At 67.8% G+C, this 14,865-nt stretch carries 14 protein-coding genes and 2 tRNA genes; 6 read left to right on the top strand and 10 right to left on the bottom strand.

Annotated features, from left to right (window positions below; genetic code table 11):
- Nucleotides 1–11: 11 nt before the first annotated feature.
- The gene (gene phoB / locus AC1DK4_RS37785) at nucleotides 12–719 is read left to right on the top strand and encodes a phosphate regulon transcriptional regulator PhoB (protein ID WP_477132155.1); all 708 of its coding nucleotides are present in this window, start codon (nucleotides 12–14) and stop codon (nucleotides 717–719) included.
- Between the two features lie 208 nt (nucleotides 720–927).
- Nucleotides 928–2,292 carry a phosphate regulon sensor histidine kinase PhoR gene (gene phoR, locus AC1DK4_RS37780; protein ID WP_441618291.1) on the top strand — a complete coding sequence of 455 codons (1,365 nt, stop codon included), beginning with the start codon at nucleotides 928–930 and terminating at the stop codon, nucleotides 2,290–2,292.
- Nucleotides 2,293–2,480: 188 nt separating this feature from the next.
- Here the strand turns inward: phoR and ppk1 are convergent, their stop codons facing one another.
- On the bottom strand, nucleotides 2,481–4,604 hold the full coding sequence (ppk1, locus tag AC1DK4_RS37775; protein WP_441618293.1) for a polyphosphate kinase 1: 2,124 nt from the start codon (nucleotides 4,602–4,604) through the stop codon (nucleotides 2,481–2,483).
- A gap of 143 nt (nucleotides 4,605–4,747) precedes the next feature.
- On the opposite strand from ppk1, the gene ppx reads away from it, so the two are divergent.
- Nucleotides 4,748–6,280 (top strand): exopolyphosphatase, encoded by a 1,533-nt coding sequence (gene ppx, locus AC1DK4_RS37770; RefSeq protein WP_441618295.1) that lies wholly within the window; start codon nucleotides 4,748–4,750, stop codon nucleotides 6,278–6,280.
- 96 nt (nucleotides 6,281–6,376) lie between these two features.
- Here the strand turns inward: ppx and AC1DK4_RS37765 are convergent, their stop codons facing one another.
- From AC1DK4_RS37765 to AC1DK4_RS37750, 4 genes are all read right to left on the bottom strand, one after another.
- On the bottom strand, nucleotides 6,377–7,231 hold the full coding sequence (locus AC1DK4_RS37765) for a GNAT family N-acetyltransferase (protein WP_441618297.1): 855 nt from the start codon (nucleotides 7,229–7,231) through the stop codon (nucleotides 6,377–6,379).
- Nucleotides 7,232–7,416: 185 nt separating this feature from the next.
- Nucleotides 7,417–7,893, bottom strand: a complete 477-nt coding sequence (locus AC1DK4_RS37760) for a SixA phosphatase family protein (protein ID WP_441618299.1) — start codon at nucleotides 7,891–7,893, stop codon at nucleotides 7,417–7,419.
- Between the two features lie 409 nt (nucleotides 7,894–8,302).
- Nucleotides 8,303–8,524, bottom strand: coding sequence for a translation initiation factor IF-1 (gene infA / locus AC1DK4_RS37755; RefSeq protein WP_017230249.1), 222 nt, complete (start codon nucleotides 8,522–8,524; stop codon nucleotides 8,303–8,305).
- Between the two features lie 776 nt (nucleotides 8,525–9,300).
- Nucleotides 9,301–9,377: transfer RNA gene (locus tag AC1DK4_RS37750), tRNA-Pro, on the bottom strand.
- 415 nt (nucleotides 9,378–9,792) lie between these two features.
- On the opposite strand from AC1DK4_RS37750, the gene AC1DK4_RS37745 reads away from it, so the two are divergent.
- The gene (locus AC1DK4_RS37745) at nucleotides 9,793–11,007 is read left to right on the top strand and encodes a GGDEF domain-containing protein (RefSeq protein WP_441618301.1); all 1,215 of its coding nucleotides are present in this window, start codon (nucleotides 9,793–9,795) and stop codon (nucleotides 11,005–11,007) included.
- 111 nt (nucleotides 11,008–11,118) lie between these two features.
- Nucleotides 11,119–11,195: transfer RNA gene (locus AC1DK4_RS37740), tRNA-Arg, on the top strand.
- A 123-nt stretch (nucleotides 11,196–11,318) separates the two neighbouring features.
- On the opposite strand, the gene AC1DK4_RS37735 is transcribed toward AC1DK4_RS37740, so the two are convergent.
- A complete protein-coding gene (locus AC1DK4_RS37735; RefSeq protein ID WP_441618303.1) occupies nucleotides 11,319–11,918 on the bottom strand; it encodes a Fur family transcriptional regulator in 600 nt (199 codons plus the stop codon).
- Nucleotides 11,919–12,223: 305 nt separating this feature from the next.
- On the opposite strand from AC1DK4_RS37735, the gene AC1DK4_RS37730 reads away from it, so the two are divergent.
- Nucleotides 12,224–12,784 carry a helix-turn-helix transcriptional regulator gene (locus AC1DK4_RS37730; RefSeq protein WP_441618305.1) on the top strand — a complete coding sequence of 187 codons (561 nt, stop codon included), beginning with the start codon at nucleotides 12,224–12,226 and terminating at the stop codon, nucleotides 12,782–12,784.
- 84 nt (nucleotides 12,785–12,868) lie between these two features.
- On the opposite strand, the gene AC1DK4_RS37725 is transcribed toward AC1DK4_RS37730, so the two are convergent.
- The 4 genes from AC1DK4_RS37725 to AC1DK4_RS37710 form a co-directional block, all read right to left on the bottom strand.
- Entirely contained in the window at nucleotides 12,869–13,420 is a 552-nt protein-coding gene (locus AC1DK4_RS37725) for a type II secretion system protein (protein ID WP_441618307.1), read from the bottom strand.
- Between the two features lie 2 nt (nucleotides 13,421–13,422).
- The gene (locus AC1DK4_RS37720; RefSeq protein ID WP_441618309.1) at nucleotides 13,423–13,845 is read right to left on the bottom strand and encodes a type II secretion system protein; all 423 of its coding nucleotides are present in this window, start codon (nucleotides 13,843–13,845) and stop codon (nucleotides 13,423–13,425) included.
- A gap of 6 nt (nucleotides 13,846–13,851) precedes the next feature.
- Entirely contained in the window at nucleotides 13,852–14,370 is a 519-nt protein-coding gene (locus AC1DK4_RS37715; protein WP_441618311.1) for a type II secretion system protein, read from the bottom strand.
- On the bottom strand, nucleotides 14,367–14,865 hold a 499-nt coding region (locus AC1DK4_RS37710), incomplete at its 5' end, for a cohesin domain-containing protein (RefSeq protein WP_477132154.1). The genes AC1DK4_RS37710 and AC1DK4_RS37715, both read right to left, overlap by 4 nt.

The raw sequence follows: 14,865 nt of genomic DNA, 5'->3' as shown, positions 1-14,865 counted from the left end.
AGAGAAAATACATGCCAAGCAGCATTCTTGTCGTCGAAGACGAACCGGCGATCGCCGAACTGATCGCGGTCAACCTGCAACACGCCGGACACTATCCGATCCGGGCCTACAACGCCGAGCAGGCATTGTCGCTGATGAGCGACGTGCTGCCCGACCTGGTCCTGCTCGACTGGATGCTTCCGGGCAAGTCGGGGGCAACCTTCGCCAAGGAACTGCGCGGCAACGACCGCACCAAGCAGATCCCGATCATCATGCTCACCGCGCGCAGCGAAGAGCAGGACAAGGTGCTCGGACTCGAGGYCGGCGCCGACGACTACGTCACCAAGCCGTTCTCGCCGAAGGAACTGCTGGCGCGCATCAAGGCGGTGCTGCGCCGCCGTGCGCCGCAGCTGACCGACGACGTGGTCGCCATCAACGGCCTGCGCCTGGACCCGGCCACGCACCGCGTCACCGGCCACGACGAGTCGGGCATGCTCAAGCTCGACCTCGGCCCGACCGAGTTCCGCCTGCTGCACTTCCTGATGACGCACCCGGAGCGCGTGCACAGCCGGTCGCAACTGCTTGACCAGGTATGGGGCGATCACGTATTCGTCGAGGAGCGTACCGTCGACGTACACATCAAGCGCCTGCGCGCCGCGCTCACGCCCGGCGGCTACAGCAATATGATCGAGACGGTGCGGGGCAGTGGCTACCGCCTGGCGCGCGGCCCCAGTCATTGACGGCGAGCGCGCCGCGCCTGCGCAGCCGTGGTTCCTCCGTGGCGGCAGCATCCCGATGACGGCGCGGCCGGCGCGCCGGCATGACGGACGCATCCGGCGGCCCGCCATGCCGGATTCGCCAGCCTGCCACGCGCCTGTTGCCCGTTTCGTGTCACACTCCACCGCATCTCGCGCGGTCCTGCCGCCTGCCTGACCTTCTCTCGCCTTCATGAACGTCATCTGGGCCCGTTCGGCGGCCATCCTGATCATCCTGGCCCTGGCTTCGGCCGGGCTGTTTCTCTTCTCCGGCCCGGTGCCGGCGCTGGCCTTCCTGTGCGCCGCGCTGTTCGGGCTGCTGCTTTACTACCTGTACCAGATCAATCGCCTGTGGAAAGTGCTGGACGCGCCTGCCTATGGTGAGATTCCCAGCGCGCTCGGGCTGTGGGGCGAGGTGTATTACCGCCTGCACCGCCTAGTCAAGCGCTGGCGCACCCAGGTGCTGCAGGTGGAGCGGCAGCACACGCGCTTCATCCAGGCCATCCAGGCCTCGCCCAACGGCGTGCTGATGCTCGATGACGCCGACCAGATCGAATGGTGCAACGACGTGGCCGAGCAGCATTTCGGTCTCAACGCGCGGCGCGATGTGCGCCAGCGCATCACCCACCTGATCCGCCGTCCCGAATTCGTGCAGTACCTGACCTTGCAGCGCTTCGACGATCCGCTGCTGATGCGCGACCTGGGCGAGCACAAGCGCAGCGTGATCGCGGTGCAGATCCTGCCCTACGGCGAGAACCGCAAGCTGGTCCTGACCAACGACATCACCAAGCTGGAGAACACCGAGGCGATGCGGCGCGACTTCGTCGCCAATGTCTCGCATGAACTGAAGACGCCGCTGACCGTGCTGACCGGCTTTCTCGAAACGGTGCGCGACCTGCCGGTATCGGAGCAGGACCGCAACCGCTACCTGGACATGATGCTGGTGCAGTCGATGCGCATGCAGCACCTGGTCGAAGACCTGCTGGTGCTGGCCAAGCTGGAGAGCGATGCCCAGCCGCCCAGCCAGGAGCGCGTCGACATGGCTGCGCTGGCGGCGCACCTGTTGCACGATGCCGAGGCGCTGTCGCAGGGCCGTCACCAGATCACCGTGCAGATCGATCCGCAGGTGCTGATCCGCGGTGCCGAGAGCGAGCTGCTTTCCGCCTTCGGCAACCTGGTGTCGAATGCCGTGCGCTACACGCCCGAGGGCGGCCGCATCGGCGTCCGGCTGACCTACGAGAACGAGCACGCCAGCTTCTCGGTGAGCGACACGGGCCTGGGCATCGCCGCAGACCATATACCGCGCCTGACCGAGCGTTTCTACCGCGTGGACCGCAGCCGCTCGCGCGACACCGGCGGCACGGGCCTGGGCCTTGCCATCGTCAAGCATGTGCTGTCGCGCCACCACGCCGACCTGCGCATCACCAGCGAAGTGGGGCGTGGCAGCGTGTTCCGCGTGGTGTTCCCGACCGATCGCAGCGGGCATGTGCCCGTCGATTCCACGCCGGGACAATCGCAGCCGGACCCGCACGACGGCCATCCGCAGAAAGCGGCCTGAAGTGCCGCGGCGGGGCCCCGCCGGAGGAGTGTCGAAGGGAGTGTCGAAGGATTGCCGGAGCGGCTGCCGAACGCGCGGCGCAGCGCCGGCTGGTTCGTGGCGCTCCCGGTCGGCGGCCCGCTCCCCGCATCGGTTGGCCGGGTTGCCCGCACGCGCGGCGGCCATCCTTGCGCGCCGGCGCGCGGGCCTCAGGCGGCGGCGAACATCGCCAGCAGCTCGTTCTGGCTGACGTGCGGCTGCTTGGACTTGGTGTGCTTGCGGATGTAGCTTCCGTCGGGCTGCATGATCCACGCCGAGGCGTTGTCGTCCAGGTGCACGCGCAGGCTTTCCTTGATCACGCGCGCCTTGAGTGCCTTGTCCAGCACCGGGAACGCCACTTCCACGCGGCGGAACAGGTTGCGGTCCATCCAGTCCGCGCTGGACAGGTAGGTCACCTCGGCGCCGTCGGCGAGGAAGTAGTAGACGCGATGGTGCTCCAGGAAGCGCCCGACGACGGAGCGCACCGAGATGTTCTCCGACAGGCCCGGCACGCCGGGCCGCAGCGCGCAGACGCCGCGCACGATCAGGTCGATCTTCACGCCGGCGCGCGAGGCCTTGTACAGCTCGTCGATGATGGAGGGCTCCAGTAGCGCGTTCATCTTGGCGATGACGCGCGCGCGCTTGCCGGCGCGGGCGTTGCGGGCCTCGGCGCGGATATGCTCCACCAGGTTGCTGTGCATGGTGAAGGGCGACTGCCACAGGTGGTTCAGGCGGATGGTGCCCGCGGTGCCGGTGAGCAGCTGGAAGACATGCTGCACGTCTTCGCAGATCTGCTCGTCGGCGGTCAGCAGGCCGAAGTCCGTGTACAGCCGCGCGGTGCGCGGGTGGTAGTTGCCGGTGCCGAGGTGGGCGTAGCGGCGCAGCTTGAACTGCTTGCTCTTGGCGCTCGCCAGTTCACGCCGCACGATCAGCAGCATCTTGGCGTGGCACTTGTGGCCCACCACGCCGTAGACCACATGCGCGCCGGCGGATTCGAGCCGCTCGGCCCAGTTGATGTTGGTCTCTTCGTCGAAGCGCGCCAGCAGTTCCACCACGACCGTGACTTCCTTGCCGTTGCGCGCCGCGGTCATCAGGGCTTCCATGACCGGCGATTCGTTGCCGGTGCGGTAGACCGTCTGCTTGATCGCCACCACGGCGGGATCGACGGCGGCCTGCTGCAGCAGGTCCAGCACCGAGCTGAAGCTTTCGTAGGGATGGTGCAGCAGCACGTCGTGCTGGCGGATCGCATCGAACATCGGCGTGCCCGGCACGAACACCTTGACCGGCGCCGGCACGTGCGGCGGGTACTTGAGGGCAGGGCGGTCGACCAGGTCGGGGATCTGCATCAGCCGCACCAGGTTGACCGGGCCGCTCACACGGTAGACGTCCTGCTCGCCGAGCCCGGATTCGAGCAGCAGGCGGCGGGCGATCGCCGGCGGTGTGTCGGATGAAATCTCCAGCCGCACGGTGTCGCCGAAGTGGCGTGCGGGAAGCTCGCCCTGCAATGCTTCGCGCAGGTCGGTGATATCGTCCTCGGAGACGAACAGGTCGGAGTTGCGGGTCACGCGGAACTGGTAGCAGCCGTTGACCTTGATGGCGGGGAACAGCTCGTGCACGAAGCCTTGCATGAAGGACGACAGCAGCACGAAGCCGTAGGAGTAGCCCGACAGGTCTTCGGGCATGCGCACCATGCGCGGCAGCGCGCGCGGGGCCTGCACGATGGCGAGGTCGGCCTCGCGGCCGAAGGCGTCCTTGCCCGACAGCTCGATGACGAAGTTCAGGCTCTTGTTGAGCACGCGCGGGAACGGGTGGGCGGGGTCGAGCGCGATCGGCGTCAGTACCGGGCCCAGTTCGCGCAGGAAAAAGCCGCGTGCCCAGTCGCGCTGTGCCTCGTTCCAGGTCGAGGCCAGGTGGAAGAACACGCCTTCCTTTTCGAGCAGGGGGAAAATCACGTTCTGCAGCATGTCATACTGCATGGCCACGAGCTTTTGCACACGCTCGGTGACGACCTGGTAGGCCTGCTGCAGGGACAGGCCGTCGGGCGTGATGCCGGACGGGTTGTCGCGCATCTGCTCCTTCAGCCCGGCCATGCGGATCTCGAAGAACTCGTCCAGATTGCTTGAAACGATGCAGATGAACTTGAGCCGCTCCAGCAGCGGCACCTTGGGGTCAGCGGCCTGCGCCATCACGCGCGCGTTGAATTCCAGAATGCCCAGTTCGCGGTTGAGCAGCGTGCCGGGTGGGCTTGTCGACATTGGCATGACCTTCTTTTGGTAATGCGGCGACTTTTTCATAGAATCATGTCAAATTGATGACAAAGTGATTTTGTCATGATGCGGACATGAAAGAGACATATTTTCTGTCTCCGGGCGCATCGTGCCCCAGATACCGCTAACTGTGCCGCGCGTTGCGGCGCTTATCCAGATTCCCTACAGCGATGAACCAAACTCCACGCTTGCTGGCCGCCGTCGACATGGGCTCCAACAGCTTTCGCCTGATGATCGGGAGGGTGGACGAGAGCCAGACCGCTTCCGGGACGGCGAGCCAGATCTTCCAGGTCGATGCGCTGCGCGAGCCGGTGCGGCTGGCGGCAGGCCTCACACCCGACAAATACCTCGACCAGCCGGCTCGCCGGCGCGGCATCGACGCCCTGCGGCGCTTCGGCGACCGCCTGCGCGATTTCTCGGCCGACCATGTGCGCGCGGTGGCCACCAATACGCTGCGCGTGGCCAAGAACGCCTCGGAGTTCCTGATCGAGGCCGAGAGCGCGCTGGGATTCCCCATCGAAGTGATCGCCGGGCGCGAAGAAGCGCGGCTGATCTACCTGGGCGCGTCGCACGATGCACCGGCCTGCGCGGGCAACCGTCTGGTGGTGGACATCGGCGGCGGTTCCACCGAGTTCATCATCGGCAGCGGCTATGGGTCCAAGTTGATGGAGAGCCTCTATATCGGCTGCGTCTCGCATAGCCGGCAATTCTTCCCCAGCGGCAACGTCGACGAATACGCGATGAAGCAGGCCGAGCTGGCCGCGCGCCGCGAGATCCAGGTGCTGGTGCGCCAGTACCGCGCCGCCGGCTGGCAGCAGGCAGTGGGCTCGTCGGGCACGGCGCGCGCGCTGGCCGAGCTGATCGAGCTCAACGGCATGAACGACAACCCGGCGGAGCACGGCATCACGCGCGAAGGGCTCGAGCGCCTCAAGCGGGCGCTGGTCAAGGCCGAGAACACCAACCGCGTGAAGCTGGTGGGGCTCAAGGCGGATCGCATCCCGGTGCTGCCGGGCGGGCTCTCGATCATGCTTGGCGTGTTCGCCGAACTCGACATCGAGCGCATGGACGTCACCGACGGCGCGCTGCGCCTCGGCGTGTTGTACGACCTGCTGGGCCGTACGCACCACGAAGACATGCGCACGATCACCGTGGACCAGTTCATGCGGCGCTATGGTGTCGACCGCGCCCAGGCGCAGCGCGTGCAGTCGGCGGCGCTGGGCCTGCTGGCGCAGTTTCCGGAGCCGCGCAACGAACGCCGCGACGACAACCTGGCGCTGCTGGGCTGGGCCGCGGGGCTGCACGAGATCGGCATGACCATCTCGCACAGCGGCTATCACAAGCACTCGGCGTATATCGCCACGCATGCCGACATGCCGGGCTTCTCGAAGACCGACCAGGCGCGCCTGTCTACGCTGCTGCTCGGCCATGCCGGCAAGCTGGGCAAGCTGTCGGGTAGCGGCAAGTTCGTGGACTGGCGCATGCTGTTCAGCCTGCGCCTGGCCTTCGTGCTGTGCCGGCGCCGCGCCGACGAGCCGCTGCCGGAAATCGCCGTGGGCCAGCGCTCGGATGCGCTGAACGAAGGCTTCGAAGTGCGCCTGCCCAAGGCCTGGATCGAGGCCAATCCGCTGGTCGAATACAGCCTGGCGCAGGAGGCCGACGAGTGGGAGCGCATCGGCAAGCGCTACAAGGTAGTGTACGGCTGAGCGGGGAAGGGGGCGGCCGGGAGCCGCCCGCAGCCACCTGCGGGCTGGTGGCCCGGCAGGCGCGAACGGCGGCCGTCCGCGCGGGTGCTGCCAGGCTCAGGCGCCGCGATTCAGGCCAAGGAAGTGGCGCGCGTAGCGGGGGTTCATGTCGTTGACGCGCAGCAGCGTGAGGAAGTCCGCCACGTTGAAGTCGGGGTCCCATGCCGGCATGCCGCAGATGCGGGCGCCAAGCCGCAGGTAGCCCTTGATCAGCGCGGGCGGCTCCACGTCCAGCGTCTGGTTCAGTTCATCGATCGGCAGGGCCAGGCGCGGGAACGCGTGGTATTCGATCGGCGCCAGCGCGCGTTCGGCAAACACGCGGTACAGGCTGGCCGCATAGTGGCCGCCGTCGCTCATCGGCACGCTGGCGCAGCCCAGCATCGACTCGATGCCCCAGCGCTGCAGGTACTCGCCCAGGCCGCCCCACAACGCCATGATCACGCTGCCCGAGCGGTAGTCGCGGTGCACGCACGAGCGGCCCAGCTCGACCATCTTGGGCTTGAGGTGGGCCAGGCGCACGAGATCGAATTCCGATTCGGCGTACAGGCAGCCGATGCGCTTGGCCTGGTGCGGCGCCATCACGCGGTAGGTGCCGACGACCTTCAGCGTGGCGAGGTCGCGCACGATCAGGTGGTCGCAATAGGCGTCGAACATGTCGACGTCGAGTTCGGGCGTGGACGGGTTCAGGCGGGCGCCCATTTCCTCGGCGAAGACCTTGTAGCGCAGGCGCTGCGCCTCGACTACTTCGTCTTGGTGGCGCGCCCACGCCACGCTGAAAGCAGGCTGTTCATGCCCTTGGGCATGTGCTTGTGCAGGTGGCGGGCGATGAAGACGCCTCCGCGCCGAATGGCCGGCTTGGCCATTGGGCAAGGAATCGAACAGCGGCTGGGTGGGCGTCGGGAGCTCTCGCATCAGTATGTCCTTTCGGTGACGAAACTGTTGCGGTCGAATGTAGATAGGGCAGGTGACAGTGCCGTGAAGCGGTCGTGACGGTTCGGTGACTGTGCAACGCAGCGTGGGCGGTCCGGCGTGCGGTGACGCGCTCGCGGACGAACGCCGGAGCCGCTGCGGGGCCGGTGGGCTACAAGGCTACAAGGCTAGAGGAACTCGGGATTGATCACCGCGCGCAGCACCACTTGCGATTCGCTTTCGCGCGTACGCCCGGACAGCCACCATATCCCGCTCTTGCGCACGCTCCAGTTCATTTCCGATCCGGCCAGCAGGAGGCTGGCCATGCGACCGATCCAGGGCTGGTGTCCGACCACCACGATATGCTCGGCGCCCTGAGGCCAGTCGATGGCCGCCAGCACCGCGCTGACGTCCGCGCCGGGCGCCAGGTCGGGCAGGATTTCCGCGTTCTCGCGCAGGGCGGCGGCGGTTTCGCGTGTGCGCAGGGCGGGACTGCACACCACGCGCGCGCCGGCCGGCAGGTGGGCGCGCAGCCAGGCCGCGGACGCATCGGCCTGCTTGTGGCCACGGCGGGTCAGCGGGCGCTGCAGGTCGGCATTGCGGGTCAGGCCAAGTGCGGCGGGCAGTTCCTCGGCTTCAGCGTGGCGCCACAGGATCAGGTTCATGGAAGCGGAAAACTTGCGCAGGAAATGGTTGGAAACGAAGGAAAGTACGTCACGAGTATGGCAATGCGCGTACCGGCGTGCAAGGCGGGCAAACACCGGGCATGCACCGGGCATGCACCGGGCATGCATTTGCGAGCATCGCAAGCCGGCGTGACAGACATGTGACGGGGCGGGCATGCGGCAGGCGCGTGCGGCGGGGCAGGAATCAGGGCGGGGAATAAGGGCAGGGATACCGGCCAGGGAATGCTGCGAGAGGCTGGTGCCAGTGCCGCCCGAGTCCCGCGTGCCGGGATTCCGGCACATCCAGGTCGCGGCGGCACGATGCATCCCGGGGCAGGTCCGTGTTGCGCGGTGCCCTCGGAATGCGGTCAGGCGCAGCACCCGCCAGTGCGGCGGACGCTGGAAAAAATCAGGCTTTGTGGCGGAAGTTGATGCGGCCCTTGGTCAGGTCATAGGGCGACATTTCCAGCGTCACGCGGTCACCGGCCAGAATGCGGATGCGGTGCTTCTGCATCTTGCCCGAGGCATAGGCCCAGATTTCCACGCCGTTTTCCAGCGTTACGCGGTAACGATTGTCGGGGAGGGCTTCCGAGACAACGCCGCCAAATTCAATAAGTTCTTCCTTAGCCAATCTGTTTCCTTTAGGGCAGCCGGGGCTGCATGAATGTCGGTAAATCCGGTGAGGCGGATGCCGCTTGCTGCGGGCGTTTCCGCGAGGCCCGGGTGCCAGCAGTGACAAGCGCCGGCTTGCTTGGTTGCGCCGAAAAGTTGCGGGAGGCAAGCTGACCCGGACCGGCACGGCGACTGCACGTGCAAACATGGTCCACGTTAGGGAATCGCCAGGGGGCGCGTCAGAGCCCGGCTGATTGCCTTGCCGGTTGCGGCCCATGCCAAAGCGGCCGTGCTACCGTGATAGGTGTGGGGCAATGCGCGGACACGATGTTTCCGGTGGCTCGCCGGCACTGTGCCGTTATTCAACCGCGGCATCGGGCAGGGGCGCCCGGTTACAGGGCATGCTGCATTCACCCCGGGCTAACGCGCGATTATACCACGGCGACGCCGCGCCGGCGTCGCTGCGCGCCCTGCGCGGGTCGGTGCCCGAACCCGCCGAACGGCAGGAAAAGCAGGGAAAAAGTGCGCGACCGGGCTGGTGGCGGAATGAAAAGTGGCGCGGGCGGTTTGCGGTTGCGCCCCGGGCCGGTGTCCGTCCTTGTGGCATGCGAGGCATCCCGTGTTCGTGGCAATGCGGGCGCGTCACAGGCGGGGCGAGCCCGCGGGCTTCTTTCCAGGGCCGTTTCGTGTCATTCGCGTGTGGACGGGTCGGAACCCGACCGGAGCCGGTCCGGGACAAGACGAAAAAAAGGCTTAGACCTGATGGTCTAAGCCTTTGATCTCATTTACTAAAACTGGTCGGGGCGACATGATTCGAACATGCGACCCTCTGATCCCAAATCAGATGCGCTACCAGGCTGCGCTACGCCCCGAAGCGGCGAATTGTAGCCCGGCTGGGCCCCGGGGGTCAAACGTTAGTTTAGTGCGCGCCTGAGTTGCCGCCGGGCGCCGCCGCGGTGCGGTCGATGCCCCCTGCAGGAAGGGCGATGGCGCGCTTGACTTGGTCGCGAGCGCTGACATAATCCGCACACTTCGGCGGCCACGCCCCGCGCCCGGTCAGGCGCGAGGGCAGGCGGGCTGCCGGCGGACTGGCGTGAGCATGATGACAAGAGTGCGGAAGTACGAGCGTGCCCTCACAGCAGTTGCGGGGCCGAGCCCCAGGTCGCCGGGGCGCACGCGGGCGGCCCGGAGTTCAGAAGAAAGAATGGCGCAAACCCCTGGGCTGCGGGTCCCGGGGGCGCGAGGCGGCGCGCTGTGGCGCCGCCTGCCAAGTTGGACGGGGAAATCATGTTTCAGTCGCAGGTCAGTGTGCTGGTCGCGGGTCTTTTCGGGCTGCAGATGGCGGTGGTGTTCGCCGTGCTGCGGCGCACGCCGGGCATCGGCCGCGCCGGCCTCGGCGCCTGGGTGGCTGGCGAGTTGCTGGTGACGGCAGCCACCGCGCTGCTCGCCGCACAGGGCTATCTGCCGGAATGGCCGATCCTCAGCCTGGTCGATGTCGTCATGACGGCGGCGCTGGCGCTGATGGTGTATGGCGCCCGCCGCTTCTTTGACAGGTCCGGGGGCGCGGCTTCGCTGTGCATGCTGAACCTGGCGGTGCTGGGCACCACGCTCTACTTCGAACTGCAGGGAGCGCCCCCGGCCGGCCCCGCGCTCGTGTTCGCGCTTGCCAATATCTATCTTCCGCTGGCCTTGCTGCGCGTGGTGGCGCCACAGGTGCCCGCCAGGCGCGGCACCGGCCGCCTGGCGGCGCTTTCGCTTGGCCTGATCGCCGTCGGCTGTGCCGGCATCGGTCTCTACCAGGCAGCCGACCTGACCCTGGTGCCCGCCGGCCTGCTGCTGCCCAGGCGCGCGCCGCAGGAAACCTTCACCGTCCTGCAGGCGTTCGGCATCGTCAGCCTGTCGGTCAGTTTCGCGCTGATGGCCCACGACCGCCTGCGCCGCCGCCTCGAGCACCGCGCCAGCTATGACGACTTGACGGACGTGCTGTCGCGCGGCCCCTACTGGGCGGCGCTGGAAGAAGCCTGCCAGCAGGCTGACCGGCACCAGCGCCCGCTGGCGGTCGCGTTCATCGACCTCGATCATTTCAAGGCGATCAACGATCTCTACGGGCACCTGGCCGGCGACAGCGTGCTGCGCCACTTCAGCGGCCTGTTGCGCAAGACGCTGCGTGCCGGCGATTTCGCCGGCCGCCTGGGCGGGGAGGAGTTCGGCATCGTGATGCCTGACACCTCGCTCGAGCAGGGCCGCGCACTCAGCCTGCGCCTGAACACCCTGGTGCGCACCACGCCGTGTCCGTCGGAGCCGGATGCGATTCCCTATACGGTCAGCATCGGCATGGCCGAGCGGCTGCCCGGCGAGGGCGCCGACGACCTCATGCGCCGGGCCGACAATGCGCTCTACGACGCCAAGCACATGGGGCGCAACTGTGTCGCCACGCAGCCGACCGACCGCCACGCCGGGATGCCGGCAGCGCCACGCATGCGGATCTCCCAGGCCTCGTGATGCATTCCGGCGCATTGCGGCGCCTGGCCATATGTGACGCGGCGCGCGGCTGATGTAGAATACCGGCCTTCGCACCGGGCCCGGCAGCGCATCGCCGCGGCGTCCCGCGATCCGCCCTTAGCTCAGCTGGATAGAGCACTCGCCTTCTAAGCGAGCGGTCAGAGGTTCGAGTCCTCTAGGGCGGGCCAGTGTTTCCCGGGCAGCGACCGCGGCTGTAGTCCCGCGGGCTGCGCTGCCGTCTCCCTTCCTGCCTTCCGTCCCGCTTTCCTTTCCGCCTTCCTTCTTATTTTCTGCGCCCGCCGGTTTTGCAGTCAGGCGCCCTCGGCCGCCACCGGTTCCGGCGCTGGCGCGTTGCCCTCCGAGCACTGCCGGCAGGTGCCGAGCAACGCGCCACGGACCGCCGCGGGCCGCAGGCCTTTCGTTTCGAGCATGCGGCGCTGCAGGTCGAGCAGCGCGTCGTCGTGGACATCTTCGATACGCTGGCACCGTTCGCAGAACAGATGCTCGTGTGCGGGCTGGTCGTTTGGCTCGTAGTGATGGGACAACACATTGCGCCGGCTCACCGAGACGCGTCGCAACAGGCCGATGTCCGCCAGTTCGTAGATCGCCGCCTTGAACGTGGAAAGCGGGAGCCGCAGTCCTGTCGCCAGCAGCAGCCGGCACAGCGCTTCCGAGGTCCGGTGGCGGTCGCCGGCTTGCCACGCCAGCGCAAGCACGGCTGCGCGGGCCAGCGTCGGCGCGAGGTCCCGCGCGGCGATTTCGCTGCACGCCCGTGCCAGCAACGCGGGACTGAGCGTGCTGGCCTCCGCCGCGCGCATGGACTGCACCAGTGGCGTGGCGTCGTGCCCGCGGTCGCGCGCCTCGTCCAGGGCTTGCAATGCCGGTGAGGCGTCGCGTTGTCCGGATTCCATCTGTGCCTCTCCTGTACCGCTGTTGGGTTGCCGCTGTCATGCGCCTGGCGTGCGGCACGCAGTGACATCGGTTCCCAATCTACTTTTTTCCAACGCACTTTCGCTTCCGGCAAACGTCCTGACTACGCGATGACCCTATCGGCTATATGCCCTGTAGAATCGACGCCACGTGGACTGTGCGCAGAAGTTGCTGGCAGTCATGCGAACACGGACCCGGCAATGCCAATAATTCGACCGGAACCCGTGCCGTCGCCATAGCGGTTTTGGGGGAAGCTCCGCGACGCGCGGAGGGGGGAGGGTGCCAGATGAATCGAGATCACATGTCGGCCCGGCTGCTGGCGCTGCTGGGCTTTTTCCCGGTGTACCAGGTGTGGGACCTGGCCCAGCTCTACCAATCGGGCGGCGCCGTGCACTGCGTCGCCGAGGCGGTCGCCACGGGGGTCTTCCTGTGGATATTGATCATGCTCTACCGCGACCGGCAACGTGCCGGCAATCGCCTGCTGGAGTTGCAGACGCTCTCGCGCGCGCACGACCGCGCGATCGCCGAGCGCGACAAGCCGGCGCGCCAGTCGACGCATCATTTCCTGCAGCAGATACAGGAGCAATTCGAGAAATGGCGGCTCACGCAGGCGGAGAAGGACATCGCCCTGCTGCTGATCAAGGGCCTGACCCTCGACGAGATCGCCGCCGTGCGCGAGAGCCGCAGCAAGACCGTCAGGCAGCACGCGACCAATATCTATGCGAAGGCCGGCCTCGACGGGCGCCACCACCTGGCGGCCTTCTTCCTGGAAGACCTGCTTGCGCCGCCGGGCGCTCCAGATGTCGCGCCGGGGCTCGGCGTGGCGCAGCCTGCCGTCGCGCAATGACCGCGGCGCAGTGACCGCGGGCGCGGGCGTGGACGTACGCTGCGCCTCGCCAAGACGGCGGCTGCGGCAGGCATCGGCCCGACCTCAGAAGCGCGGGGGCTGCGGCGCCACGGCGCCGCGAACGGCGGCGGCCGCGGGTGCGATGGCCTCGGGCGGCACCATGAATTTCCATTCCTGGTACGACGCCTTGCCTTCGAAATCCTGGAAGCGCAGCTCGAAGTTGCCGATCTTGATCGGCCGGCCGGTCGCCAGGCTGTAGACGCCCATGATGCCGGGCCCCGGCACCGCCTGCACCATGCCCCAGGCCTCCTCGCCCGTCAGCGGGTCCACATAGAGCTTGCGCAGGTGGCGGCGCGGCGTCGGATAGCGCGGGTCCTTCAGCAGCGCCTGCAGGCTCGGCGGCGTGCGCGGCTGGCCAGGCGGAGTCGCATTGGCGTAGCTGATGAAGGCCTCGCGGAACTCGGTGCCGATCGACAGCAGTTCCTCCTCGGCGGCGCGGCGCTGCGCCACCGCGCCGAGCTGCAGCGTGGCCGCCCCGGCGACGCCGATCACGGCGACCATCAGGATCAGCCCAATATAGCCGAAGCCGCGTGCGCGCCTGGCGTTCCTGGCTTGCCTGAAGTGCCGGGCCGCCATGGCTAGCGCTGGGAGAAGGGCACGTTGCCGGCGCCGCTGCCGGGCGCGCTGCTGCGCAGGTCGTAGACGCGGCCCTTGCTGGCATCTTCCGGCGGCACGATGGTCCATCCGCTGCTGCTCCTGGCGACTGGGTCGAACGGCAGCGTGCGGAGGTATTTTTTCTCGACCAGTTCCTCGAGCGATTCCGGATACCGCCCCGTGTCGCCATAGAACTTGTCGATGGTGGCGCGCGCGGTCGCCAGGTTATCGACGAGCACCGTCTCGCGCGCGATGTCGATGCTGTGGAAGTAGCGCGGCACCGCCAGCGTCAGCAGCAGCGCGACGATGGCCAGCACCACCAGCAGCTCCACCAGCGTGAAGCCGCGGGCAGGGCGAGCGAGGCGCGGGCAGGGTAGGCGGGGGAAAAGCAGCGGCCGCGCGTCCATCGTTCGTCACCATTTCCTGTAAGGCACGCCGTTCAGGCCGGTCTGGCCCGAGCGGGTGTAGACGTCGTAGATGTCGTCGCCTTCCTGCGGCGCGTCGGGCTCGCTCGCATAGCTGCGCTTGCCCCAGGCCGCGGATTCCGGGCCGGACGTGTCTGCCGCCAGCGGGTCGCGCGGCACCCTGCGCAGGAAGTACATCTTGCTGCGGGTCGGGCTGCGCTGGTCGAGCACGCCCTCGGCCAGGATCTCCAGGTTCTTCGGGTATCCCGTGGTCCCCGCCATCTTCGGGATGCGGCCTTCGTCGCTGGCGCGCTTGTACGCGTCGATGGCGGTGCGGATATCGCGCAGCGCGCGCCGCAGCTCCTGCTCCTTGGCGCGCTGCACGCTCACCTGCGCCAGCGGCAGCGCGATGGTGGCCAGCACGCCCAGAATCGCCAGCGTGACCAGCAACTCGATCAGCGTGAAGCCGCGCGCAGACGCCGCGCCGCGCGGCGGCGGGCTCGGGCGGGCGTTGGCCGGCGCTTTCACGGCTGTACCTGCACCACATGCGGCGCCGGTGCGCGCGCGGAGATCGCGCTGCCCTTGAGCCCCACCGGCGCGGTGGTGAGCAGCTGGATGGCCGATGCATTGGTCGGGGCCAGCGCGCGGAAGTTGATGCTGGCGAAGTTGCCGCTGCCGCTGGCGCCGCTGCTGTCGGTGCGCGTGCCGGTGATGAGCAGCTGGCCCGCGCCATCGACCTTGCTGGTGAAGCTGGTCTGCGCGCCGCCCTGTCGCAGGAACCCCCCCTCGACCACGCCGCCCGCCTCGAAGACCTTGTCGTCGAACGTGATCGCGACTGGCACGCTGGTGACCGGGCGCGCGGACTGCATCGACAGCTGCAGCGTGAACGTGTCGCCGACCTTCAGTTGCTGCGCGCCTTGCCAGCTCATCTGCGCGCTGCCGGGCGCGCTGACGAGCGGGGCGGCCTGGGCCGCGGGCGGATCGGCATCGGCGTCCGGCGCGGGCTGCGCCGCGGCACCGGGA

This window comes from Cupriavidus sp. 05N38, from assembly GCF_056397345.1.
Note: the sequence above shows the minus strand (reverse complement) of the source record. Positions and strands in the feature narration are given on the sequence as shown.